Origin of the sequence: Klebsiella sp. GL120222-02 (genome assembly GCF_003097195.1) — a bacterium.
GTDB lineage: Bacteria > Pseudomonadota > Gammaproteobacteria > Enterobacterales > Enterobacteriaceae > Klebsiella > Klebsiella variicola.
Genome location: NZ_QEQO01000002.1, coordinates 797,527 through 822,627 on the forward strand (window position 1 = coordinate 797,527; position 25,101 = coordinate 822,627).

Genomic DNA, 25,101 nt, shown 5'->3' on the forward strand with positions numbered 1-25,101 from the left:
TAACATTATTGCTACTTTTAATTTACCGGAAGAGGTCGATATGTCTCAGTCAATTACGCGTAACCACTTTGATGAATGGATGATGCCGGTCTACGCGCCAGCGGCGTTTATTCCGGTGCGGGGCGCCGGGTCGCGGCTGTGGGATCAGCAGGGCAAAGAGTATATCGATTTTGCCGGCGGCATCGCCGTGAACGCGCTGGGGCACGCCCATCCGCGTCTGGTGCAAGCCCTGACTGACCAGGCCAGCAAATTCTGGCATACCGGCAACGGCTACACCAATGAGCCGATCCTGCGTCTGGCCAAAATGCTTATCGATGCCACCTTCGCCGACCGGGTCTTCTTCTGTAACTCCGGCGCTGAGGCCAATGAGGCGGCGCTCAAGCTGGCGCGTAAATATGCCCACGATCGCTTTGGCAGTGAGAAAAGCGGCATCGTCGCTTTCCAGAACGCCTTCCACGGGCGGACGCTGTTCACCGTTTCGGCGGGCGGTCAGCCGGCCTACTCCCGGGATTTTGCCCCGCTGCCGCCGCAGATCCAGCATGCGGTGTTTAACGATCTCGAGTCGGCAAAGGCCTTAATCAATGACCAAACCTGCGCGGTGATCGTCGAGCCGGTGCAGGGCGAAGGGGGCGTGGTGCCGGCCAGCGGCGAGTTTTTACGCGGCCTGCGCCAGCTTTGCGACCAGCACAACGCTCTGCTGATTTTCGATGAAGTGCAGACCGGGGTCGGGCGCACCGGCGAGCTGTATGCCTATATGCACTACGGCGTGACGCCCGATGTGCTGACCACCGCCAAAGCGCTGGGCGGCGGTTTCCCTATCGGCGCGCTGCTGGCGACAGAGGCCTGCGCCAGCGTGATGACCGTCGGTACCCACGGCACCACCTACGGCGGCAACCCGCTGGCCGGGGCGGTGGCCGGCGAGCTGCTATCGATCGTCAACACCCCGGAAGTCCTCTCCGGCGTCAGACAGCGCCACCAGTGGTTTTGCGAGCGTCTGCAGGCGATCAACGCCCGCTATGGTCTGTTCAAGGAGATCCGCGGCCTGGGACTGCTGCTCGGCTGCGTACTGAACGACGCCTGGGCCGGGAAGGCGAAAACGCTCAGCAACCTGGCGGCGGAAGAGGGGGTGATGATCCTGATCGCCGGCGCTAATGTGGTGCGTTTTGCGCCGGCGCTGAACGTCAGTGAAGAAGAGGTGAATAGCGGGCTGGATCGCGTCGAGCGGGCCTGCGCGCGTTTCGTGGCAGGAGTCTCATCATGATGGTGATTCGACCGGTGGAGCCGGGCGATTTGCCCGGGCTGCTGAAGCTGGCAGCGGAGACCGGCGGCGGGCTGACCTCGCTGCCGGTGGATGAAGCGACCCTCGCGGCGCGGATCGCCCGCTCGCAGCAGACCTGGCGCGGCGAGCTACCGAAAAGCGAGCAGGGCTATGTCTTTGTGCTGGAGGAGAGTGAAAGCGGCGCGGTGGTGGGCATCTGCGCGATCGAGGTGGCGGTGGGGCTCAACGATCCCTGGTATAACTACCGGGTCGGCACCCAGGTCCATGCCTCGAAGGAGCTCAACGTCTATCAGGCGTTGCCGACGCTGTTTCTCAGCAACGACCATACCGGCAGCAGTGAGCTGTGTACCCTGTTCCTCGACCCGCAGTGGCGCAAAGAGGGCAATGGCTATCTGCTGTCGAAATCGCGCTTCTTATTTATGGCCGCCTTTCGCGAGCGCTTCAATGAGAAGGTGGTCGCCGAGATGCGCGGGGTGATTGACGAGCAGGGCTACTCGCCGTTCTGGGAGAGCCTGGGCAAACGCTTTTTCGCCATGGAGTTTTCCCGCGCCGACTACCTGTGCGGCACCGGACAGAAGGCTTTCATTGCCGCCCTGATGCCCAAGCATCCGCTGTATATCGATTTCCTTTCCCCTGAGGCGCAGGCGGTGATCGGCAAGGTTCATCCGCAGACCGCCCCGGCCCGGACGGTGCTGGAGAAAGAGGGGTTCCGCTACCTGAACTACATCGATATTTTCGACGGCGGCCCGACTCTGGAGTGCGACATCGACAGGGTGCGGGCGATCCGCAAAAGCCGTCTGGTGACCACCGAGGCCGGTGAAACCCCACCCGGTGACTGGCCGCTGTGCCTGGTGGCGAATGAACAGTATCACCAGTTCCGCGCTCTGCTGGTGCATGCCGACCCGGATGGCGACACCCTGACCCTCAGCGCCCGCGAACTGGATATGCTGAAGTGTCATGCCGGCGACCAGGTGCGCATGGTGCGCCTGATCCCTGAGGAGAAAACCGCATGAGTCTGTGGATTAATGGCGAGTGGCGGCCCGGTCGTGGGCCAGGTTTCAGTAAACAGGATCCGGTTAACCTGAAGGTTGTGTGGCAGGGCGAAGCGGCGGATGCCGGGCAGGTTGCTGAGGCGGTGGCGGCTGCCCGCCAGGCGTTCCCGGCCTGGGCGCGGCTGCCGTTTGCCGCCCGTCAGGCGATCGTTGAAAAGTTTGCCGCCCTGCTGGAGGCCAGTAAGGCTGAGCTGACGGCGATGATCGGCGCCGAGACCGGAAAGCCGCGCTGGGAGGCGGCCGGGGAAGTGACGGCGATGATCAACAAGGTGGCGATCTCGGTGAAGGCCTACCACGTCCGCACCGGCGAACAGCACAGCGATCTGCCCGACGGCGCCGCCACGCTGCGTCACCGGCCGCACGGCGTGCTGGCGGTGTTTGGCCCCTATAACTTTCCCGGCCATCTGCCGAACGGGCACATCGTGCCGGCGCTGCTGGCGGGCAATACTGTGGTCTTTAAACCCAGCGAACTCACCCCGTGCAGCGGCGAAGCGGTGGTGAAGCTATGGCAGCAGGCCGGCCTGCCCGCCGGGGTGCTCAACCTGGTGCAGGGCGGTCGGGAAACCGGCGAGGCGCTCAGCGGTCAGGCGGATATCGACGGGCTGCTGTTTACCGGCAGCTCAACCACCGGTTTTCATCTGCATCGCCAGCTGGCCGGGCAGCCGCAGAAGATCCTCGCGCTGGAGATGGGCGGCAATAACCCGCTGATCGTCGACGATCCGCGGGACGTGGATGCCGCGGTGCATCTGACCATCCAGTCCGCCTTTATTTCCGCCGGCCAGCGCTGCACCTGCGCCCGCCGTCTGCTGGTCCGGCGCGGCGAGGCGGGCGATGCCTTCCTCTCCCGGCTGGTGACGGTGTGCCAGCGGCTGATCCCGGCGGCGTGGGACGCCGAGCCGCAGCCGTTTCTCGGCGGGCTTATCTCTGAACCGGCCGCGCAGAAAGTGCATCAGGCATGGCTGCAGCGGGTCGCCGCTGGCGCGGTCACGCTGCTGGAGCCACGTTTATTGCAGGCCGGAACGTCGCTGCTAACGCCGGGGATTGTCGACATGAGCGACGTGGCCAATGTTGAAGATGAAGAGGTGTTTGGCCCGCTGCTTGGCGTCTGGCGCTACGACACGTTCGAGGAGGCGATTGCCTTAGCCAACGCCACCCGCTTCGGCCTCTCCTGTGGGTTAATCTCTCCGGAACGGGAGAAGTTTGATCGACTGCTGCTCGAGGCGCGGGCAGGGATAGTTAACTGGAACAAACCGCTGACCGGGGCGGCGAGTACCGCGCCGTTCGGCGGCACCGGGGCGTCCGGTAACCATCGTCCGGGGGCCTGGTATGCCGCCGATTATTGCGCCTGGCCGATGGCCAGCCTTGAATCGCCGACCCTGACGCTGCCCGCCAGCCTGAACCCGGGGCTCGACTTTCTGGTCGGGGAGGCGTCATGACCGCCCGCGAAGTCAACTTTGACGGTCTGCCCGGGCTGACCCATCACTACGCCGGGCTCTCCTTTGGCAATGAGGCTTCCACCCGGCACCGCCACCTGGTGTCGAACCCGCAGCTGGCGGCAAAGCAAGGGCTGAAAAAAATGAAAGCCCTCGCCGACGCCGGCTACCCGCAGGCAGTGATCCCGCCGCACGAGCGACCGAACGTGCCGCTCCTACGCCAGCTGGGCTTTAGCGGCAGCGATGAGCAGGTGGTGGCCCGGACGGCGCAGCAGGATCCGGATCTGCTGTCGGCGGTAAGTTCGGCCTCGGCGATGTGGGTGGCGAACGCGGCGACGGTCTGTCCCTCCGCCGATTCGCTGGATGGCCTGGTGCACCTGACGGTGGCGAATCTGCAGGATAAATTCCACCGCGCCAGCGAAGCACCGACCACAGAGGCGCTGCTGCAGGCGATATTCCCCGACCGCACGCGATTTGCCATCCACCCGGCGCTGCCCGCCTCGGCCTGGTTTGGCGACGAAGGGGCGGCGAACCATAACCGTCTCGGCGGCGAGTATGGCGCCCCCGGCGTCCAGCTCTTTGTCTATGGCCGCCGCCGGGGGAGCGAGGAGGCCCCGCGTCGCTATCCGGCGCGGCAAACCCTTGAGGCCAGCCAGGCGGTAGCGCGCCTCAATCAGGTCAATCCCCGTCAGCTGATCTTCGCCCGCCAGCATCCGACGGCGATCGACACGGGGGTTTTTCATAACGATGTTATCGCGGTGAGCAATCGTCAGGTCCTGTTCTGCCATGAGCAGGCCTTTGCCGACCAGACCGCGCTTCTCCAGCAGCTGGCGCAGCGGGTGCCGGGTTTTACGCCGCTGGTGGTCCCCGCCAGTCGGGTCACGGTGGCAGAGGCGGTTGCCACCTATCTGTTCAACAGCCAGCTGCTGAGCCGGGCGGATGGCAGCATGGCGCTGATCCTGCCCCACGAAGCGCAGGAGCATGCCGGCGTCTGGGAATACCTCAATGAGCTGCTGGCCGGGGACAACCCCATCGCCGCGCTACAGGTGTTCGATCTGCGCGAGAGTATGGCCAACGGCGGCGGTCCGGCGTGCCTGCGCCTGCGGGTGGTGTTGACGGCCGAGGAGTATCAGGCGGTCAATCCGCACGTCCTGATGAACGATACGCTGTTTGCCACCCTCAATGACTGGGTGGATCGCTACTATCGCGATCGCCTTACCCAGGCCGACCTCGCCGACCCGCAACTGCTGCGGGAAGGGCGTGACGCGCTGGATCGGTTGACCCAGATCCTGCAGCTCGGTTCGGTTTATCCATTTCAGCAATAAGGGGGCGCGGTGGAACATTTTCTGGCATTAACCCTGGCGGGGCGTTTGCCCCACCATTTTCACGGCGAGACGGCGCACTTTCGCTGGCACTGGTTGGGAGAGGGGATCCTCGAGCTGACGCCGCATGCGCGCTGCGAGCGCGGGCTGGTACTCTCCTGCGCCATTCATGGCAACGAAACGGCACCGGTGGAGATAGTCGACCATCTGGTGCAGCGACTGGTCCGGGAGGCACTCCCGCTGCGCTGGCGGTTGCTGGTGATCGTTGGCAACCCACCGGCGCTGCGGGCGAATAAGCGCTATCTGCACAGCGATATGAACCGGATGTTTGGTGAGCGCTGGCGGCAGTTTCCGCTCAGTAAGGAGACGCAGCGGGCGCAGCGGCTGGAGCAGGCGGTGGCCCGCTTCTATCGCGACCACGATGGTCCGCGCTGGCACCTCGATCTGCATACCGCGATCCGCGGGTCGCTACATCCGCGCTTCGGCGTGCTCCCGGCCCGCGATACGCCGTGGGAGGAGGATTTTCTTCACTGGCTGGGCGGCGCCGGGCTGGAGGCGCTGGTGTTTCATCGCCAGCCAGGCGGGACCTTCACCCACTTCAGCTGCGAACGGTTCGCGGCGCTGGCCTGCACCCTTGAGCTGGGCAAAGCGCTGCCGTTGGGTGAAAACGATCTGACGCAGTTTGCCGCCGCCGAAGGCGCGCTTTCCCGGCTGCTGGTGGGGGATCTGGCCATTGCCGACGCCCCGGCGCCGCTGCGCTACCGGGTGGTACAGCAGATCACCCGCCATAGCGATGATTTCCGCTTGCATATGGCGGATCAGACGCTGAACTTCACCCCCTTCGAACCCGGCACGCTGCTGGCGGAGGAGGGCGAGACGCGGTATGTGGTGGGGCCTGAGCCGGAGTATGTCCTGTTTCCCAATCCGACGGTGGCGAAGGGACTGCGCGCCGGCCTGATGCTGGAGAAATTATCCTGAGGGCAAGCCGTCCGCCGGGCGGCCTGCTTTATTTCGCGCGTCTTTTTTCGCCATCTTATTTTTTCGTGCGCCAGTGTAAATTTGCAGATTATTCCTGGTAAAATGCTTTGTTTTTAATCTCCCCTCCTTTATACTCTCCATAATTTCTCTGCAAAACAGTAAGTTATTTATTTTTTATTGCAATTCTTCGGCTAAATTCCTTATTTTCTCCATAATTGGCGAGAAACTGTTTTTTACACTTTCATTGTTTTACTCTTGCTCTGACTAATTGACGATTAACGTCGTAAAGTTAATCTCGTCAACACGGCAACGCGCCGTAAGAATAACGTAAAGTAAGGATTGAATGATGAAGAAACTCACTGCACTGTTTGTTGCCTCTACTCTGGCTCTGGGCGCGGCTAACCTGGCACACGCCGCCGACACCACCACCGCGCCGAGCGACAGCAAGCCGATGATGATGCATCATAAAGGCGGCCCGGGTCAGCATGACATGATGTTTAAAGGCCTGAACCTGACCGATGCGCAGAAACAACAGATCCGCGACATCATGAAGAGCCAGCGTGAGAACATGAAGCGTCCGTCCCTCGACGAACGCCGCGCGATGCACGATTTGATCGCCAGCGACACCTTCGATAAGGCGAAAGCGGAAGCGCAGATCGATAAGATGGAAGCGCAGCATAAAGCGATGGCGCTGTCCCGCCTGGAAACGCAGAACAAGATCTACAACATTCTGACTCCAGAGCAGAAAAAACAGTTCAATGCTAATTTTGAGAAGCATCTGACAGAACGCAACGCGCCGGCAGGTAAAATGCCTGCACCTGCTGAATAATGTAGCGAACTGAATCAAGACCGCCGGTCTTGCCCAATAATGCCATCAGGCGTTGGGCAGGGCCGGCGGTTTTTTTATTGGTGGTTTCTCAGCCAAGCGGGTGCAGCGGGTAGTTGCCGCTGAGCAGGGGCTTACAGAGGATCTTGTAACCATCCTGGTCGAATCCGGCGGGCAGACGGGTCAACTCCGCGGCCTGGTCGAGCGAGTCGACGGCGCCCAGCCACAGCCAGTTATGAATGACGTGATACTGCGTCATATCCGGGCCGCGCTCCTCCAGCGCCACTGGCCCCGCCCACGGCCAGCACACCAGCTGCAGTTTACTCATCTGCGCCAGCAGGCGCTCGCTGTGCGCCTCCACGCTCTCCTTTCCACAGCAGGCGCCGGCGCAGCGGCCCAGCGCGGAGCGAAAGCAGGCGCGGCCGCGGCTGAGCGGTTCCAGACCAAGCAGGCCATAACAGAGGCTCTGTTCGTCGGCAAGGCTCTGCAGCATCTGCAGCGCCGCCCGCCGGTTGGCGAACAGGCCATAGAGATGCTGCTGGTGCGAGAAATCAACCTCGCGGGCATAGACAATCTGCGGCCGGTGGTCCGCAAGTCGCCAGGCGCAGAGCTGCTTGTTACGCCGTAGCCGCTTGTTAAACAGCGGCTGCTGCTCTTTAATCAGCCGCGCCTCCAGCAGCAGCGCTCCCAGCTCGCCTGCGGTGCGCTGCCAGGTGATACGCCGCGACTGACGCAGCATCGCGGCCTCTTCGGGCGTGCGCAGGTGAGATAACACACGGCTGCGAAGGTTGACGCTCTTACCGATATAGAGCGGCATTGTGTCGCTGTCGCCGTGAAACTGATAGACGCCCGGCAGCTTTGGCAGCGCCTCCAGCCACGGGCGAAGATGTTCGGGATATTCATAGATCGCCGCCGCTTCAAACTCCAGACGCGGGGCAGATTGCTTTCTGGCCACAATAACTCCTGATACTGTCTATCTATCCAGTATAGCAGGCGGTTTTTGCGGCGAAAAGCGCAAAAAATAACCCCGGCGCGGGCCGGGGCGGGGAGGGACTATTTTTTCCAGAAATCGTCAAAGACGGTGATCGGTGGCCGACGCTTGTGTTCGGTTTTCAGATACCAGCCTTCGATCGTTTTGGCGATACTGGGATCCAGCGTTTTGCCTTCCAGATAATCGTCGATGTTCTCGTAGGTGACACCCAGGGCCACTTCATCCGGCAGGGAGGGGCGATCGTCTTCCAGGTCGGCGGTCGGCAGCTTCTTATACAGATGTTCCGGGCAGCCGAGATGGGCCAGTAGCTGTTTGCCCTGACGTTTGTTCAGGCGGAAAATTGGGTTGATGTCGGTGCCGCCGTCGCCATATTTGGTGAAGAAGCCGGTAATCGCTTCCGCCGCATGGTCGGTGCCGACCACCACCCCTTTGGTCATTCCGGCGATGCTGTACTGGGCCTTCATCCGCTCACGGGCTTTTTCGTTACCGCGAACAAAGTCGCTCAGTTCGATCCCCGCTTCGCGGAGCGCCTGTTCACTGGCCAGTACCGAGGCTTTGATATTCACCGTCAGCACCCGGTCAGGCTGGATAAAGGCGATGGCGTCCTGGCAGTCCTGCTCATCCGCCTGTACGCCATAGGGCAACCGAACGGCAATAAACTGCAGGCTGCTGTCGCCCGTTTCGGCACGCAGTTCATTAATCGCCATCTGGCACAGTTTCCCCGTCAGGGTGGAGTCCTGGCCGCCGCTGATACCCAGCACCAGCGATTTAATAAACGGGTAGGTCTGCAGGTAGGACTTCAGGAAATCGACGCTGCGGCGGATCTCGCCGGCGACATCAATCTGCGGCTTTGCGCCCAGCGCCTGAATAATCTCTTGTTGTAGCGTCATCGCGCCCTCCGAAAGTGAATCTGTTTGGCAAGCTGTTGGCTTAAAGCTACCTCTTTGCCGCTGAAACGACAAGGACCGGGGTTTTGACTGCCGGAAAAGAAGGCAATCAATGACATAGGATTTCATTATAGATGCCACTGCGCGGGAGAAACCGCCGGTCGACAGCGGCGCGTCAATCCTGTTTACGCAATAACACAATCAGACATGATTTCGCTGTTCGGCTTGAAAAATAACACTATTTATTCCAGGCTTATCGTTACACAGTAGAAGAGAGGAACCAAAATGAACAAAAGCTTAGCAGGAATACTGGGCGTCACCGTCGCGTTAACCTTACTGGCGGGCTGTACCGCTTACGATCGTACCAAAGACCAGTTTACCCAGCCGGTGGTGAAAGATGTGAAGAAAGGGATGTCGCGTCAGCAGGTGATGCAGATCGCTGGCAAACCTTCAACGGAAGTGACCATGGTTCATGCCCGCGGCACCTGCCAGACCTACATCCTCGGTCAACGGGATGGTAAAGTAGAGACCTACTTTGTGGCCCTCGACGACACCGGCCATGTGATTAACTCCGGCTACCAGACCTGCGCCGAGTATGATACTGACCCGCGCAACGCCAAGTAAGCTTCCTACTGTTTACTGAGCCCTACGTAAGCCCGACCACTGGTCGGGCTTTTTTGTGAGTACTGATGCTTATTTAATTGCGCGAATTATTTGGGTGAAAATGTGAGGGTAGTCAAAACCAGAGGTCAATGAGAGACAATTCTGTTCAACAGCGAATTATCCTGGCGGCTCAGCTTGCCGTATACTCAACCCATAAACAGAATTAACCGGATGTTACCAGTCTTACCGGCTCTCAGCGGTTGCTGAAGGCCCTGGTCTCACACATTGAGGAAGCGTTCATGGAAAAGAAACACATTTATCTCTTCTGCTCGGCAGGCATGTCTACATCACTGCTGGTCTCCAAAATGCGCGCGCAGGCAGAAAAATACGAAGTCCCGGTCATTATTGAAGCCTATCCCGAAACACTGGCAGGTGAAAAGGGACCGGAAGCCGACGTGGTATTATTAGGACCACAAATTGCGTATATGTTACCGGAAATTCAGCGCCTGCTGCCGAATAAACCGGTAGAAGTCATCGATTCTCTTCTGTATGGCAAGGTGGATGGTTTAGGTGTATTGAAAGCCGCCGTCGCGGCCATTAAGAAAGCTGCAGCACAATAATTTTAACTTTTAAAACTCGATGTATTTTGACGCCTGGCGGCACCCTGTTGCCGGACGTCAAAAAATAAAGAGTTTATTTTCCCGTCAAAGAGTAATTTCATACATCATCGCCGTAATAGTTTATTGCGGCTTTTAAGGGTATTGACTATGAGTAAAGTGATCGACTCGCTTGAAAAGGTACTCCTTCCTTTTGCAGTGAAAATAGGAAAGCAGCCGCATATTAATGCGATTAAAAACGGATTTATTAAGTTAATGCCGTTGACCCTCGCCGGGGCCATGTTTGTATTAATTAACAACGTTTTTCTGAGCTTCGGCGAAGGCTCTTTCTTTTATTCTATGGGCATTCGACTGGATGCCTCCACCATTGAAACCTTAAACGGCTTTAAGGCTATCGGCGGGAACGTCTATAACGGTACCCTCGGCATTATGTCGCTGATGGCGCCGTTCTTTATCGGCTCCGCGCTGGCGGAAGAGCGCAAAGTCGACCCGATGGCCGCGGGCCTGCTGGCGGTGGCGGCCTTCATGACCGTGACCCCGTATAGCGTGGGCGAAGCCTATGCGGTGGGCGCCAACTGGCTGGGCGGGCAGAACATCATCTCCGGGATGATTATCGGTCTGGTTGTCGCAGAACTGTTCACCTTCGTGATCCGTCGTAACTGGGTGATCAGACTGCCGGACAGCGTGCCAGGGTCAGTATCGCGCTCTTTCTCCGCGCTGATCCCGGGCTTCTTGATCCTCTCTATCTTCGGCATTATCTCGTGGGCCCTGTCGAGCTACGGCAGCAACTTCCACCAGATCATCATGGACTCGATCTCCACGCCGCTGGCGGCGATGGGCAGCGTGGTCGGCTGGGCATACGTTATCTTTAACTCCCTGCTGTGGTTCTTCGGTGTGCACGGTTCCCTGGCGCTGACGGCGCTGGATAACGGCATCATGACCCCGTGGGCGCTGGAAAACATCGCGCTGTACAACCAGTACGGCTCGGTTGATGCGGCTATCGAAGCAGGCAAACAGTTCCACTTCTGGGCCAAGCCGATGCTCGACTCCTATATCCTGCTGGGTGGCTCCGGGGCAACGTTGGGTCTGATTATCGCCATCTTTATCGCTTCCCGTCGCGCTGACCATCGTCAGGTGGCGAAGCTGGCACTGCCGTCAGGCATCTTCCAGATTAACGAACCGATTCTGTTTGGTCTGCCGATCATTATGAACCCGGTGATGTTCATCCCCTTCGTGCTGGTCCAGCCGATTCTGGCGGCCATTACGCTGGCGGCCTACAGCCTGGGGATTATCCCACCGGTGACCAACCTGGCGCCGTGGACCATGCCGACCGGTCTGGGAGCGTTCTTTAACAGTAACGGCAGCGTGGCCGCCCTGCTGGTGGCCCTGTTCAACCTTGGCGTCGCGACTCTGGTCTACCTGCCGTTTGTGGTGCTGTCGAATAAAGCGCAGACCGTCATCGAGCAGGAAGAGAGCGAAGAAGACATCGCTAACGCACTGAAATTCTGATACCGCGCGGTACGGGCAGTGCCCCGTACCGCCTGATAAATGAGGGAAATATTATGTTTGATCTGGACAACATCGACGCGGTAGAAACCCCGGAAAATGACCTCGAAGAGGTGGTGATGGGGTTGATTATCAACTCCGGACAGGCCCGCAGCCTGGCCTATGGCGCGCTGAAGCAGGCGAAGCAGGGCGATTTTGCCGCGGCGAAAGCGATGATGGAGCAGTCGCGCCAGGCGCTGAGCGAGGCGCATCGCGTGCAGACCCAGCTTATTGAAAGCGATGAAGGTGAAGGCAAAATGAAGGTCAGCCTGGTGCTGGTGCATGCTCAGGACCATCTGATGACCTCGATGCTGGCCCGTGAGCTGGTCGCCGAATTGATTGAGCTGCACGAGAAGGTACAATAGGCCATCGCGACGATGAGGCAGCCCAGGATGATGACCACCGAGATCAGTACCGCCAGAGAACAACAGCTGTTCAACGGGAAGAACTTTCATGTGGTCATCTATAACAAAACGGAAAGCGTGAGCGGGCTTCACCAGCATGATTACTACGAATTTACCGTGGTATTAACCGGGCGCTATTACCAGGAGATCAATGGCAAACGGGTGCTGCTGGAGCGCGGGGATTTCGTCTTTATCCCGATGGGTTCGCACCACCAGAGCTTTTACGAATTTGGGGCGACGCGCATCCTTAACGTCGGCATCAGCAGACGCTTCTTTGAGAAACATTATCTGCCGCTGCTGCCGTTTGGCCTAGTGGCCTCCCAGGTTTACGCCGTGCAGAGCGCTTTTCTCGGCTACGTTGAGTCGGTCATCGCCTCACTCAATTTTCGCGAAACGGAATTTGACGAATTTATCGAGCTGGTTTCCTTTTATGTCATTAACCGTTTACGCCACTATCGCGAAGAGCCGGTTGCCGATGTTATTCCGCAATGGCTAAAAAATACCGTTGAGGCCATGCACGATAAGCTGAAATTCGGTGAGGGCGCGCTCGAGAATATGGTTCGTCTCTCGGGAAAAACGCAGGAATATTTAACCCGGGCGACCCAGCGCTATTATGGTAAAACGCCGATGCAGATAATTAATGATATCCGTATTAACTTTGCCAAAAAACAGCTGGAAATTACCAACTATTCGGTGACGGATATTGCGTATGAATCCGGGTACAGTAGCCCGAGCCTGTTTATTAAAACCTTTAAAAAACTGACGTCGTTTACGCCGAGCAGTTATCGCAAACATTTGACCAGTATTAATTAAACCCGTGCGGTTTTAGCCGCCAGGTTTATACCGTAAATCATTCAAATTAACTGTCCGCATTGTTGCGGAGAGCGGCCTGCGTCCAGGCGTAGCGCCCAAGGGAGAAAAAGATGAGCCAGAAATTAAAAGTAGTCACTATTGGCGGCGGCAGCAGCTATACCCCGGAATTACTGGAAGGCTTTCTGAAACGTTACCATGAACTGCCGGTCACTGAACTGTGGCTGGTGGACGTGGAAGAGGGCCAGGAGAAGCTCGATATTATCCATGCGCTGTGCGAGCGGATGGTGGAAAAAGCCGGCGTGCCGATGAAGGTCTATAAAACGCTGGATCGCCGTGCGGCGCTGCAGGGCGCGGATTTTGTCACCACCCAGCTGCGCGTGGGCCAGCTGAAGGCGCGTGAAAAAGATGAGCGTATTCCGCTGAGCCACGGCTACCTGGGCCAGGAGACCAACGGGGCGGGTGGGCTGTTTAAAGGGCTGCGCACCATCCCGGTGATTTTCGATATCGTAAAAGATGTGCAGGAGATTTGCCCGGACGCGTGGATCATCAACTTCACCAACCCGGCGGGCATGGTCACCGAGGCGGTCTATCGCCACACCAGTTTCAAACGCTTTATCGGCGTGTGCAACATTCCTATCGGCATGAAGATGTTCATCACCGACGTGCTGCAGCTCAGCCCGAGCGATGAGCTGAATATCGACCTGTTCGGTCTGAATCATCTGGTGTTCGTCCGCGACGTGCTGGTTAACGGCGTCTCGCGCTTCGATGAACTGCTGGACGGCGTGGCCTCTGGCCGCCTGACCGCGAACTCGGTGAAAAATATTTTCGACCTGCCGTTTAGCGAGGGGTTGATCCGCTCCCTGCGCCTGATCCCATGCTCCTATCTGCTCTACTACTTTAAGCCAAAAGAGATGCTGGCGATTGAGATGGGCGAGTACTATAAGGGCGGCGCGCGCGCCCAGGTGGTGCAGAAGGTGGAGAAACAGCTGTTCGAGCTGTATAAAAATCCGGATCTCAAGGTCAAGCCGAAGGAGCTGGAGCAGCGCGGCGGCGCCTACTACTCCGATGCCGCTTGCGAAGTGATCAACGCTATCTATAACGACAAGCAGACTGAGCACTATGTGAATATCCCGCATCATGGCCACGTGGATAATATCCCGGCGGACTGGGCGGTCGAGATGAGCTGCACCTTAGGTCGCGACGGCGCGAAGCCGACGCCGCGCATCACCCATTTCGATGAGAAGGTACTGGGGCTTATCTACACCATCAAGGGGTTCGAAGTGGCGGCCAGCCAGGCGGCGATCAGCGGCGAGCTGAATGATGTGCTGCTGGCGCTGAACTTAAGCCCGCTGATCCATTCCGATCGTGACGCCGAGCAGCTGGCGCGGGAAATGATTCTGGCGCATGAAAAATGGCTGCCGAACTTTGCGGCGACTATCGAAAAACTGAAATCTTAACAGGAGCGGCCAATGGAACGCGTATTGATCGTCAATGCCGACGACTTCGGCCTCAGTAAAGGGCAGAACTACGGCATTATCGAGGCCTGCCGCAACGGCGTGGTGACATCGACCACGGCGCTGGTCAACGGCGCGGCCATTGACCACGCCGCCCAGCTAAGCCGCAGTACCCCGGAGCTGGCGGTCGGCATGCACTTTGTGCTGACGCTGGGCGAGCCGCTGTCGGCCATGCCGGGATTAACCCGCGAAGGCCGGCTGGGCAAATGGATCTGGCAGCAGGCAGAAGAAGGTCGCCTGCCGCTGGAGGAGATCGCCCACGAGCTGGCGTGTCAGTACCGTCGTTTTGTCGATCTCTTCGGTCATGAGCCGACGCATCTCGACAGCCACCACCATGTGCATATGATCTCCCCGATCTATCCCATCGTGGCGGCCTTTGCCCGCGAGAAGGGTATCGCGTTACGTATTGACCGCCAGGTGGCGGCGCAGAGTGGGCTCGATCAACACGCGGCGCGCAGCAGCGCAGGCTTCAGCAGCGAGTTTTACGGCGAAGCTGTCTCTGAGGAACTGTTTCTGCAGACGCTGGATGCCTCAATCGCCCGCGGGGAGCGTTCCCTGGAGGTGATGTGTCATCCGGCTTTTGTCGATCAGACCATTATGGGCAGCGCCTACTGCTACCCGCGGCTGGGTGAGCTTGATGTGCTGACGTCTGCCGCGCTGAAAGCGGCGGTAGCCGACCGGGGTTATCGTCTGGGAACCTACCGCGACGTGTAAGCCCGATGGGGGAAAGGGAAAGTGAATCAAGCCCGGCACCGTGTGCCGGGCTTTTTACTACGCCGGAATAGCGGCGATTTTTGGACTTCTCGACCACACGCGATGCGCCGTCATCAGGGCGAGCAGTGTGTCCGCCGCTGGCGTGTCGAGAGCATCGGTGACGATGACCCCCTCTTCACCCTGGGCTGGGACCTGCAGAACGGACGTCAGCTGCCGCGCATCCCCTGCCAACAGAATCGGCTTCAGATGCTTATAGGCTTCCAGCAGGTAATAGCGCGCGTCGCCGCTCTGGCTCAGGGCGCTGAGGTCGCCGCCAGGCACCACTACCGCATCCACCGTCAGCGATGGGGAACCGGCTAAGGTGCCGGCGATCGGCAGGGGAGAGCCATCGTCGGCGATGACTTCGCCCATCCGCGAGTAGAGCAGCTTGCTGTGCACGCCCTGGGCCTGCAGCGCCTGCAGGAGATGGACCAGATCCTGCGCCGAGGTGCGTTCGTTGAGCAGGACGGCCACTACACGGCCTTTCACATCCCCTTCGGCGTCGGCGTAGAGGCTGAGGCTGGGATCTTTCTCCACGCCGTTGACCGGGGAAGGCAGGGTAATGTTACACTGATCGTCGCTCAGTTCGATACCTAAGTTCGCCCCGACTGCTTCCGCCAGCTTAGTATCAATGTGGGCCAGATGATCGACCACCCGCTCGCGGATCCAGGTGCGGACCACTTTGCTGAGTTCGAAGCTGAAACCATCGATAATATGCTGCTGCTCAATCGGCGTCTGGCTCAGCCAGAACAGACGCGGCTGGGCGTAATATTCGCCGAACGAAGGGCTGCGCTGGCGGATTTTTTCGCCGTCGACGCGCTCGGCGAGGGACTCAAAGCCGCCGCGTTTGGCCGCTGGCGGCGTTTCGCGCGGCCAGTTGTCGTTAATGGAGTTGGGCTCATAGTTGGCCGGATTGGTGTCAATGTCCATCCGGTGCATCCCGTCGCGCTGGAAATTGTGATACGGGCAGGTTGGACGGTTGATGGGGATTTCATGGAAGTTCGGCCCACCCAGGCGGCTAATTTGCGTGTCGGTGTAAGAGAAGAGGCGCCCCTGCAGCAGCGGATCGTTGCTGAAATCAATGCCCGGTACGATATGCCCGGGATGAAAGGCCGCCTGTTCGTTTTCGGCAAAGAAGTTGTCCGGATTGCGGTTGAGGACCATCTTGCCAACCCGTAAGACCGGCACCAGCGCCTCGGGGATCAGCTTGGTGGGATCGAGCAGATCGAAGTCAAAATCAAACTCGTTCTCCTCGGGGATGAGCTGCAGGCCAAGCTCAAATTCCGGGTAGTCCCCGGCTTCGATGGCCTCCCACAGGTCGCGGCGATGAAAATCGGGGTCGCGACCGGTCAGCTTCTGCGCTTCATCCCACACCAGCGACGCCTTGCCGGCGACGGGTTTCCAGTGGAAGCGAACGAAGGTGGCTTTGCCCTCGGCGTTGATCAGACGGAAAGTGTGGATCCCAAAGCCTTCCATGGTGCGATAGCTGCGCGGGATGCCGCGATCCGACATCGCCCACATCACATTGTGCAGCGTTTCCGGTTGCAGGGAGACATAGTCCCAGAAAGTATCGTGGGCGCTCTGTCCCTGCGGGATGGCCCAGTGGGGCTCAGGCTTCACGGCGTGGACAAAATCGGGGAACTTTATCGCGTCCTGGATGAAGAAGACCGGTGTGTTGTTGCCGACCAGGTCAAAAATCCCTTCGTCAGTGTAAAACTTGGTAGCGAAGCCGCGAATATCGCGGACGGTGTCCGCCGACCCCGCGCCGCCCTGCACGGTGGAGAAGCGCACAAAGACCGGGGTGATCTTATCGGCTGCCGAGAGAAAATCGGCTTTGGTCAACGCTGTCAGGCTTTTGTAGGGCTGGAAGTAACCGTGGGCGGCAGAGCCGCGGGCATGAACGATACGCTCCGGAATTCGCTCATGGTCAAAGTGGGTAATCTTCTCCCGCAGAATGAAATCTTCCAGCAGCGTTGGGCCGCGGGCGCCGGCGCGTAGCGAATTCTGATCGTCGGCAATACGTACGCCCTGGTTGGTGGTCAGCGGATAGTCTTCTCCGCCTTTACGCTGCGGCTCCAGGGCGTCAAGTTTGCTGCTGTGGGTATCAGGCGCTTTCAGGCTACCAGGGGCGGTCGGTTCGGCGCCCGGGGCGGTGGGTTTCGGCGTGGGGCGCCACTCCTGGTCATCCGGCGCCAGCGAGTCGAGCCCCGGTTTCGCTTCCTCGCTGTCGTGGACCGGTGCCTGCTGGTGGTGAGGGTTTGGGTGCTTATCAGACATTACTCGTCTCCTGCTTTCATTGCTAAAAGTGGTCGTTGATAAACCAAAACCCTTCTAACTATAGAACATTACGCTGCCTGCGCTCGGCGCAGGGGCAGGGAGTTATCCTAAAATGCGCATCGGCGGCAGGGGGGCGACGAACGGGCCCACAATCGGCTATGATAGAGGTTTCTGTTTCCCGCTCTGTTTAGTGAATCCATTTGTTATGAAACCATTGCGCCAACAAAATCGCCCTGTCATTAGCTACGTGCCGCGCGTGGAGCCTGCGCCTCCGGAACATGCCGTGAAAATGGACCATTTTCGCGATGTCTGGATTTTGCGCGGGAAGTATGTCGCCTTTCTGCTGATGGGGGAGCATTTTCGCCGCTCGCCAGCGTTCAGCGTGCCGGAGTCGGCCCAGCGCTGGGCTAACCAGGTGCGTCAGGAAGGTGAGATTGAAGCCTGAGTCTGCTGCAGAAATAAAAAAACCGCTGATAATCAGCGGTTTTTTTGTGCTTACCGTTTAGCGATGCGCCAGCTCGGCCTCTTCTTCGCTATCGAAAATCGACTTGTCGGTCTGGCGCAGCCACTGGCTGGTCAGGGTCCCGGCGGTCATTGAGCCGTTAACGTTCAGCGCGGTACGCCCCATGTCGATCAGCGGTTCGACGGAGATCAGCAGCGCTACCAGGGTCACCGGCAGGCCCATCGCCGGCAGAACGATTAGCGCGGCGAAGGTGGCCCCGCCGCCCACCCCGGCGACGCCCGCCGAGCTGACGGTGACGATGCCCACGAGGGTGGCAATCCACATCGGATCCAGCGGGTTAATGCCCACGGTCGGCGCGACCATGACTGCCAGCATGGCCGGGTAGATACCGGCGCAGCCGTTCTGGCCGATGGTGGCGCCAAAGGAGGCGGAGAAGCTGGCAATTGACTCCGGTACGCCCAGGCGTCGGGTCTGCGCTTCCACGTTCAGCGGAATCGACGCGGCGCTGGAGCGGCTGGTGAAGGCGAAGGTGATCACCGGCCAGACTTTACGGAAGTACTTCAGCGGGCTGATGCCGTTAATCGCCAGCAGCAGGCCGTGGACGACAAACATAATGCCCAGCGCAATGTACGAAGCTACCACGAAGCCGCCAAGTTTGATGATGTCCTGCAGATTCGACCCGGCAACCACTTTGGTCATCAGGGCCAGTACGCCGTAAGGGGTCAACTGCATCACCAGACGAACCAGCTTCATCACCCAACCCTGCAGGGTATCGATGGCCGTCAGCACGCGCTGGCCTTTTTCCACATCCTCTTTCAGCAGCTTAAGCGCTGCCACGCCGAGGAATGCCGAGAAAATGACGATACTGATGATGGAGGTCGGGTTAGCCCCGGTCAGGTCAGCAAACGGGTTCTTCGGCACAAAGGAAAGGATCAGCTGCGGTACGCTAAGATCGGCCACTTTCCCCACATAGTTGCTCTGGATGGCGTTCAGACGGGCGGTTTCTGCGCTGCCCTGGACCAGACCCTCGGCGGTGAGGCCGAACATATTGGTCACCAGCACGCCAACCAGCGCGGCGATAAGCGTGGTGAACAGCAGAGTGCCGATGCTCAGGAAGCTGATTTTTCCCAGCTGAGAGGCATTATGCAGCCTGGCCACCGCGCTCAGGATCGAGGCGAAGACCAGCGGCATCACAATCATTTGCAGCAGCTGGACATAGCCATTACCGACGATATTGAACCACTGGATGGAATCCTTCAGCACCTGGCTGTCAGACCCGTAGATCAGCTGCAGCGCCAGACCAAAGACCACACCAATGGCCAGACCAACCAGCACTTTCCTGGCCAGGCTCCACTGTTTATGGCGAGTTTGCCCCAGCGCAAACAGTAATACGGCGAACACGACTACGTTCGCTATTAATGGAAAGTTCATCCCCGTTCTCCTGATATTTTTATAACCTGGGCTGGTGGATAACCAGCTCTTATGACGGCAAGGTTAGCAGAAGGCGTTATCAAGGACTTATATTCAAATGGAATGGGTTATAACCAAATGGTGTTTTCCGGCGGTTTATCGGCCACTCTGATGACTAATGAAGCGATTGAAGGTGATTTGCAGGGAATTGATCACTCCGGAAGACCAGCGTATTGCGCTGTTGTCCGCCAGCGTCTGCGGCATCCAGACGGCATAGACGAACAGCGCCATGCATAAAGCGCGCTCCAGTTGGTTACCCTTGCGCGGCGCGAGGATCGGCAGCCGGAAGCGCCAGCGGCAGGGCCACAGCAACGGCACCCCGGCGGGGGTGAGCATATCGGCGAGGATGTGGCTGAGATAGCCCAGCACCAGGCCCTGGAGGGCGTCCGCCGGGACAATCCAGCTGTCAGGCACCTTGAGGTAGAATAGCGTCAGCGCGCCAAAGACGGCCAGCAGGCTGTGGGTGAAGCCGCGGTGGCCAAAGGCCCGCGCCACGGGCTTTGAGATCCAGCTCAGTCGTTGGCCGAGAAATGACTTAGGGTGATCGATGTCCGGCAGCAGGCAGGTCAATACCGCAGAGGGCACAATATGCCACCAGTCGCCCTGCGCCAGCACCGGCGTTAACTCTGCGTTTTTGGCAAATACTGCGCAGGCGATTGAAAAGAAGAGATGGCCTTCCGCCGTCATGATAACACACCCTAAACTGTCGATTCATACAGTATAGGGTTTTTATACAGTGTACGGAAGAGGTGACGGTGTAACTCTTTGTCACAAATTCTCAGCGCGCCAGCCATCCGCCATCAACGGCCAGCGTATAGCCGTTAATATAGTCGGCGGCAGCCGAGGCGAGAAACACCACCGGCCCCTGCAGGTCTTTGGGGTCTCCCCAGCGACCGGCGGGAATGCGCTCGAGGATCGCCTGGTTACGTTCTTCATCTTCACGCAGCGCCTGGGTGTTATTGGTGGCCATATATCCCGGCGCAATGGCGTTGACGTTGATGCGCTGTCCGGCCCATTCGTTGGCCAGCAGGCGGGTCAAACCCAGCACGCCGCTTTTCGAGGCGGTATAGGAGGGGACGCGGATCCCGCCCTGAAACGAGAGCATCGAGGCGATGTTAATGATTTTGCCGCCATCGCCCTGGCGAATGAACTGCCTGGCGACCGCCTGGCTGAGAAAGAAAACCGCTTTGAGATTCAGATCGATCACCGCGTCCCAGTCGCTTTCCGTGAAGGTCAGGGCATCATGGCGGCGGATAATCCCGGCGTTATTGACCAGAATATCGACCCGACCCATCGCCGCGACCGCCTGGTCGACCAGCACGCTCATCTCATCCTGACGGCTGAGATCCGCCTGAATGGCATGAAAGCGGCGACCCAGCGCCTGAACCTGTGCTGCCGTGTCATGGGGAATTTTACGGTTGATGCCGACGATATCGCACCCGGCCTGCGCCAGGCCCAGCGTCATTCCCTGTCCCAGGCCGGTATCGCAACCGGTCACGATGGCGACCTTACCCGTCAGGTTGAAGGCGTTCAGTACCATATTCACCTCTGTCAGCTGATCTTCAGGCGTACGATGACGCCACCTGTGACCAGCATAGAGGCAGGAAAACAAAATTACAATAAAAATGAAACGTCGTTTTGATTTTATTGCTGGCGGCGTGACAGCGATCGCGTCACCCGCCAGCGGCCTTACCCGAGCAGGGCTTCGGCTGTCAGGGCCTGCAGTGACGGGAGCTTGACGTCCGCCAGCACGAAGCGCGGGTCGCGGCTGTTCTCCGCTTCCGGTACCACGATAGCGCGCATGCGCGCGGCTTTGCTGGCGATCATGCCGTTGACCGAATCCTCCAGCGCGACGCAGCGCTGCGGGTCGACTCCCAGGGCAGCGGCGCAGTTGAGGTATACCTGCGGGTGCGGTTTGCTCCAGGGCAGATGTTCCGCGGAGGCGAGCGCATCAAACTGGTCACGCAGTTCGAACATGTTGAGCACTTTCTCCAGCATCACCAGCGGCGAGGCCGAGGCCAGGCCCACCTTTAAGCCCTGAGCTTTACACAGGGCCACTGCCTCGCGTACGCCCGGTAGCAGCGGGCGTGAGGCTTCCACCAGCTCGATGGCCCGGCGGATAATGCGCGCGGTGGCTTCTGCGCGATCGACGCCGTGCCACGGCTGCTGCGCATACCACAGATCCACCACCAGGTCGATTCGCAGACCAAGCAGGTCGGGCAGTTCATCGCGGCGGCGGGTATCCACCCCCAGGCTTTCCATGACCTCGACCTCCGCCTGATCCCAGAGCGGCTCAGAGTCAATCAGCAACCCGTCCATATCAAAAATCGCGGCCTCAATGCGGCGCTTCGCTGACATATGTCCTTCTCCTGTTGCGTAATCAGATAAACGAATCGGCATTCATGGTATATCATACCGCGCGTTATTGGGCGAAATTCGCCGTGGAAGATAGACTTATACCCGACACATTCGGGTCAGCGAGGAGCGCCTGCGCCACGCAACAGGCGGCAGGCGAATCACCAACGCGTCTTTAACAAGGGGAACTCATGACGTACCAACAAGCTGGACGCATAGCGGTTATCAAACGCATTTTGGGATGGGTCATCTTTATTCCCGCCGTGCTGTCGACGCTGATTTCTGTGCTCAAATTTATGTATGAGCACAGTGAAAAGAAACCCGGCATTGACGCGGTAATGATGGATTTTGCGCATGTCATGATTGAGATGATGCGCTTTAACACGCCGTTCCTGAACTTTTTCTGGTACAACTCGCCGCTGCCGGATTTCCACCACAGCCTGAACATCGGCTTCTGGATCATCTTCATTCTGGTGTTTGTTGGCATGGCGCTGCAGGCCTCCGGCGCGCGGATGGCGAGGCAGGCGAAATTTCTTCGCGAGGGGATTGAGGATCAGCTGATCCTCGAGCAGGCCAAAGGCGCAGAAGGGTTATCCCGTGAGCAGCTCGCTGAGCGGATCGTGGTACCGCGCCATACCATCCTGGTGCAATATTTCCCGCTGTATGTGCTGCCGGTGATCGTGATTATTATCGGCTACTTCTTCTTCTCGCTACTGGGCTTTCTGTAAGCCAGGTGCCCGGTTAGCCGGGCGCCATCTTATTCTGCCGGCAGAGCCCGCGGTTTACCCTGATTATCGACAGCAACGTAGATAAACAGCGCTTCCGTCGCCTTATAGCGCTGGCCAATCGGTTCAGAAGAGACTTTTTTCACCCACACTTCGATGTTAATCGTCACCGAGGTGTTGCCGCGCTTCACGCAGCGGGCGTAGCAGCACACCACGTCGCCGACGGCGACCGGGCGTAAAAAGGTCATCCCATCCACGCGCACGGTCACCACGCGACCCTGAGCGATCTCTTTGGCCATGATGGCGCCCCCGATATCCATCTGCGACATCAGCCAGCCGCCAAAAATATCCCCGTTGGCATTGGTATCCGCCGGCATCGCCAGGGTGCGTAAAACCATTTCGCCCTTCGGGGCAAGATCTGTAGTTGTCATGCTCTACTCTGTTGTGGTCAAAGACGATCAGCGGGATGCTACTATGAAAACGGGGCGGAGAGAATAGGGGAAAGCGCCCGCAGAGGCGGGCGCGGCACTTCAGAAGGAGAGGGTAACGCCGGCGTAATACGCGCGGCCAGGCTCATTGTAGGTCGAGGCGCCGGCATTTTCGCGATACAGTTGTTTATCAAACAGATTACTTATTCCGGCATTCAGGCGAATATCCCGGTTTAGCTGATACTGAGTACCAATACCCACGATGGAATAGGCGCCAACCTCGGTGGTGGCAAGGGTCCCGGTTTCGTTGCGGATCTCCGCATACTGACGCGGCTTCTGACGGCCATAAAGCGTCCAGTTCACATTCGCAGACAGGGCGTCGTTTACCTGCCAGTCGAGCATCGTGTTAACGGTATATTTCGGGATAACCGACAGCGGATTGCCTGTCTCTTTACTTTCTGATTTGAGCATCCAGGTGGCATTGGTCCGCCAGCTGAGGACATCTCTCAGCACCGGGATCAGCAGATTTCCTTCCAGCCCCTCGACCACGGCTTTGCCGCCGTTCTGCCACTGCAGAATATTATTGCCGCTGGAGGTATAGCCCAGCACCTCGGTTCCGGAGACGATTTTGTTTTTGTAATCGTTGCGGAACCAGGTAACCCCGGCAGCGTAACCATTAAGGTTGAATTCGATACCGATCTCTTTGTTAATACTGATCTCCGGATCGAGGTCAGGGTTGCCCAGCAGATAGCAGCTGCCTTCAGCGATAGTGTTCGGACAACCGTTGCCGCGGGTGGAGAGCAAATAGCCTTCACTGGATTGATAGAGGTTAGGCGCTTTAAACACGCGCGCGATACCGGCCTTCAGCGTGAACATATCGCTCAGCGCCTGAGACAGATTGAGGCTTGGGCTCCAGTTGCTGCCAAACTGATTATGATAATCGAAGCGGATGCCGGGGATCAGGTTGGTGCCAGGCACGGCTTCGATATTATCTTCCAGATAGATACCGGTGAGGGTGGCGCTGTTTTTGGTACTACGTTGCGTAGGGTCGCCCGAGGTCCCAGGGATAGTCTCGCCGTTGCTGTTAGTGGCCTGCATTGATGCCGGGTCGTCGAGCTGATCATGGTTCCATTCCATTCCCAGCGTCAGCGTCTGGTCCGCCAGCCAGAAGAAAGGCACATTGAATTCCGAGGTAGTACGCCAGGATTCCAGACGGCTGGTGGCATAATCCTCACTGTTGATCATGCCCTCGACGCGGCCGGTGGAGCCTTCCTGCAGGCGGGTATTGTTGGTTTTCTCGTAGTAAACACCGGCTTTGGACTGGCCCCAATCCCATAGACCGTTGTAGGTCAGTCCCCAGGACTGGCGATAGAGGCGATTAGTTTCGTGGCCGTACAGGGAGTCCACCAGCCCGTTCGGGCTAAGATTGCCGTTGCTGTACTGGGTATCACCAGCATAGATATTCCCCTGACGACTATAGGCATAGCTGAAATCGAGGATCTGTTGCGGGGTCATTTTCCATGACAGCAAGGCGTTAATATCTTTATTGCGTACCCCTTCGCGCCCTGCAGCGTAAGAGCCGTTTTGCGCATGGTTAATATCCCAGGCGTCGGGTTCCGTTTTATTGATATTGCCATACAGGCGCATCGTCAGCGCTTCGCCGGCCAGTGGGCCGCTGAGATTGAAGTTAGCGCGATTGGTCGTGCCTTCCTTGTTGTTTTCCGGCTGGTTGGTAAAGAAAGACAGCGAACCGTGCCAGTTGTTGGTCGGGCGTTTGGTAATGATATTGACCACTCCGCCCGCCGCGCCGGAACCATAGCGCGCGGCTGCCGGACCGCGGAGAACTTCAATCCGTTCGACCATCTCTGCAGGTACCCAGTTGCTGTCGCCCCGGGTATCGCGTTCACCGCGCCAGCTATAGCGAACCGCGTTACGTGACGTGACCGGTACCCCATCTATCAGGATCAGGGTGTTCTCCGGCCCCATGCCACGGATATCAATCTGGCGGTTGTTGCCCCGACTGCCGCTGGCGCTGTTGCCGGTCAAGTTCACCCCGGGCATTTTACGGATGATGTCTGAGAGATCGTTGACCGGCGGCTGCTTAGCAATATCATCTGCCGTGATAATCGACACCCCGGGCTGTTGCTTAAGCACCTCTTCCGCCGTACTGCGCACAATCATCGTTTCGGTATCTTGTTCTGATTCTTCAGCAAAGGCGTTAGGGGCGAGGAGACTGGATATGACCAGCGCCAGGGTCGTGGGGACAGAATATTGCGGCGATCTCATGTAAATATCCTTTTCAAAGCAATGCAAAATGAGATCGAGAATATTAATGATAACCATTATCATTACAATGTAACGAGATG

25 protein-coding genes are annotated in these 25,101 nt (G+C 58.5%); 16 read left to right on the forward strand and 9 right to left on the reverse strand.

Going from position 1 to position 25,101, the window contains the following annotated elements; translation table 11 throughout:
* The first annotated feature begins 40 nt into the window (after positions 1–40).
* The 6 genes from N438_RS09205 (at position 41) to spy (ending at position 6,893) form a co-directional block, all read left to right on the forward strand.
* Positions 41–1,261, forward strand: a complete 1,221-nt coding sequence (locus N438_RS09205; protein WP_008807740.1) for an aspartate aminotransferase family protein — start codon at positions 41–43, stop codon at positions 1,259–1,261.
* Complete coding sequence (astA, locus tag N438_RS09210; protein WP_002901491.1) at positions 1,258–2,292, forward strand: arginine N-succinyltransferase; 1,035 nt, start codon at positions 1,258–1,260, stop codon at positions 2,290–2,292. The genes N438_RS09205 and astA overlap by 4 nt, the downstream gene beginning before the upstream one ends.
* Positions 2,289–3,767 carry a succinylglutamate-semialdehyde dehydrogenase gene (gene astD / locus N438_RS09215; RefSeq protein ID WP_116696246.1) on the forward strand — a complete coding sequence of 493 codons (1,479 nt, stop codon included), beginning with the start codon at positions 2,289–2,291 and terminating at the stop codon, positions 3,765–3,767. Before astA ends, astD begins: the two co-directional genes overlap by 4 nt.
* Complete coding sequence (gene astB, locus N438_RS09220; RefSeq protein WP_049008981.1) at positions 3,764–5,089, forward strand: N-succinylarginine dihydrolase; 1,326 nt, start codon at positions 3,764–3,766, stop codon at positions 5,087–5,089. Before astD ends, astB begins: the two co-directional genes overlap by 4 nt.
* Positions 5,090–5,098: 9 nt before the next feature.
* Positions 5,099–6,064 carry a succinylglutamate desuccinylase gene (gene astE / locus N438_RS09225; protein WP_032735341.1) on the forward strand — a complete coding sequence of 322 codons (966 nt, stop codon included), beginning with the start codon at positions 5,099–5,101 and terminating at the stop codon, positions 6,062–6,064.
* A gap of 343 nt (positions 6,065–6,407) precedes the next feature.
* A complete protein-coding gene (spy, locus tag N438_RS09230) occupies positions 6,408–6,893 on the forward strand; it encodes an ATP-independent periplasmic protein-refolding chaperone Spy (protein ID WP_008807744.1) in 486 nt (161 codons plus the stop codon).
* An 88-nt stretch (positions 6,894–6,981) separates the two neighbouring features.
* Here spy and cho read toward each other — a convergent pair whose 3' ends face one another.
* Positions 6,982–7,845, reverse strand: coding sequence for an excinuclease Cho (gene cho, locus N438_RS09235; RefSeq protein ID WP_116696247.1), 864 nt, complete (start codon positions 7,843–7,845; stop codon positions 6,982–6,984).
* A 98-nt stretch (positions 7,846–7,943) separates the two neighbouring features.
* Positions 7,944–8,771: an ammonia-dependent NAD(+) synthetase gene (gene nadE, locus N438_RS09240; RefSeq protein ID WP_008807746.1), complete on the reverse strand. Its 828-nt coding sequence runs from the start codon at positions 8,769–8,771 to the stop codon at positions 7,944–7,946.
* A gap of 282 nt (positions 8,772–9,053) precedes the next feature.
* Here nadE and osmE point away from each other — a divergent pair, with 282 nt between their 5' ends.
* The 8 genes from osmE to chbG all read left to right on the forward strand — a co-directional run bounded on the left by osmE (position 9,054) and on the right by chbG (position 14,978).
* Positions 9,054–9,392 (forward strand): osmotically-inducible lipoprotein OsmE, encoded by a 339-nt coding sequence (gene osmE, locus N438_RS09245; RefSeq protein WP_008807747.1) that lies wholly within the window; start codon positions 9,054–9,056, stop codon positions 9,390–9,392.
* Positions 9,393–9,670: 278 nt separating this feature from the next.
* Positions 9,671–9,991 (forward strand): PTS N,N'-diacetylchitobiose transporter subunit IIB, encoded by a 321-nt coding sequence (gene chbB, locus N438_RS09250; protein WP_002901547.1) that lies wholly within the window; start codon positions 9,671–9,673, stop codon positions 9,989–9,991.
* A 19-nt stretch (positions 9,992–10,010) separates the two neighbouring features.
* On the forward strand, positions 10,011–10,127 hold the full coding sequence (locus N438_RS27920; RefSeq protein WP_012542074.1) for a hypothetical protein: 117 nt from the start codon (positions 10,011–10,013) through the stop codon (positions 10,125–10,127).
* Positions 10,128–10,138: 11 nt separating this feature from the next.
* Complete coding sequence (chbC, locus tag N438_RS09255) at positions 10,139–11,497, forward strand: PTS N,N'-diacetylchitobiose transporter subunit IIC (RefSeq protein WP_008807749.1); 1,359 nt, start codon at positions 10,139–10,141, stop codon at positions 11,495–11,497.
* A 53-nt stretch (positions 11,498–11,550) separates the two neighbouring features.
* Positions 11,551–11,898, forward strand: a complete 348-nt coding sequence (chbA, locus tag N438_RS09260; RefSeq protein WP_004140356.1) for a PTS N,N'-diacetylchitobiose transporter subunit IIA — start codon at positions 11,551–11,553, stop codon at positions 11,896–11,898.
* A gap of 27 nt (positions 11,899–11,925) precedes the next feature.
* Positions 11,926–12,750, forward strand: coding sequence for a transcriptional regulator ChbR (gene chbR, locus N438_RS09265; protein WP_012968458.1), 825 nt, complete (start codon positions 11,926–11,928; stop codon positions 12,748–12,750).
* A gap of 110 nt (positions 12,751–12,860) precedes the next feature.
* The gene (locus N438_RS09270; protein WP_008807751.1) at positions 12,861–14,207 is read left to right on the forward strand and encodes a 6-phospho-beta-glucosidase; all 1,347 of its coding nucleotides are present in this window, start codon (positions 12,861–12,863) and stop codon (positions 14,205–14,207) included.
* Between the two features lie 12 nt (positions 14,208–14,219).
* On the forward strand, positions 14,220–14,978 hold the full coding sequence (gene chbG / locus N438_RS09275) for a chitin disaccharide deacetylase (protein ID WP_039103133.1): 759 nt from the start codon (positions 14,220–14,222) through the stop codon (positions 14,976–14,978).
* 57 nt (positions 14,979–15,035) lie between these two features.
* Here chbG and katE read toward each other — a convergent pair whose 3' ends face one another.
* A complete protein-coding gene (katE, locus tag N438_RS09280; RefSeq protein WP_116696248.1) occupies positions 15,036–17,294 on the reverse strand; it encodes a catalase HPII in 2,259 nt (752 codons plus the stop codon).
* Between the two features lie 205 nt (positions 17,295–17,499).
* Between katE and cedA the strand changes: the two genes are divergently transcribed.
* The gene (gene cedA / locus N438_RS09285; protein ID WP_004151919.1) at positions 17,500–17,739 is read left to right on the forward strand and encodes a cell division activator CedA; all 240 of its coding nucleotides are present in this window, start codon (positions 17,500–17,502) and stop codon (positions 17,737–17,739) included.
* Between the two features lie 57 nt (positions 17,740–17,796).
* On the opposite strand, the gene N438_RS09290 is transcribed toward cedA, so the two are convergent.
* From N438_RS09290 to hxpB, 4 genes are all read right to left on the reverse strand, one after another.
* The gene (locus N438_RS09290; protein WP_008807755.1) at positions 17,797–19,188 is read right to left on the reverse strand and encodes an L-cystine transporter; all 1,392 of its coding nucleotides are present in this window, start codon (positions 19,186–19,188) and stop codon (positions 17,797–17,799) included.
* A 135-nt stretch (positions 19,189–19,323) separates the two neighbouring features.
* Complete coding sequence (locus N438_RS09295; protein ID WP_002901611.1) at positions 19,324–19,914, reverse strand: metal-dependent hydrolase; 591 nt, start codon at positions 19,912–19,914, stop codon at positions 19,324–19,326.
* Positions 19,915–20,005: 91 nt separating this feature from the next.
* Positions 20,006–20,767 carry a 2-dehydro-3-deoxy-D-gluconate 5-dehydrogenase KduD gene (gene kduD / locus N438_RS09300; protein ID WP_044613321.1) on the reverse strand — a complete coding sequence of 254 codons (762 nt, stop codon included), beginning with the start codon at positions 20,765–20,767 and terminating at the stop codon, positions 20,006–20,008.
* Between the two features lie 149 nt (positions 20,768–20,916).
* A complete protein-coding gene (gene hxpB / locus N438_RS09305; protein WP_012968454.1) occupies positions 20,917–21,585 on the reverse strand; it encodes a hexitol phosphatase HxpB in 669 nt (222 codons plus the stop codon).
* 188 nt (positions 21,586–21,773) lie between these two features.
* Between hxpB and N438_RS09310 the strand changes: the two genes are divergently transcribed.
* Positions 21,774–22,310, forward strand: coding sequence for a YniB family protein (locus tag N438_RS09310; RefSeq protein ID WP_008807758.1), 537 nt, complete (start codon positions 21,774–21,776; stop codon positions 22,308–22,310).
* Positions 22,311–22,339: 29 nt separating this feature from the next.
* On the opposite strand, the gene yciA is transcribed toward N438_RS09310, so the two are convergent.
* Together yciA and N438_RS09320 are read right to left on the reverse strand one after the other, a co-directional pair.
* A complete protein-coding gene (yciA, locus tag N438_RS09315) occupies positions 22,340–22,738 on the reverse strand; it encodes an acyl-CoA thioester hydrolase YciA (protein ID WP_008807759.1) in 399 nt (132 codons plus the stop codon).
* A gap of 99 nt (positions 22,739–22,837) precedes the next feature.
* Positions 22,838–25,021 carry a TonB-dependent siderophore receptor gene (locus tag N438_RS09320; protein WP_032730986.1) on the reverse strand — a complete coding sequence of 728 codons (2,184 nt, stop codon included), beginning with the start codon at positions 25,019–25,021 and terminating at the stop codon, positions 22,838–22,840.
* Between the last annotated feature and the right edge of the window lie 80 nt (positions 25,022–25,101).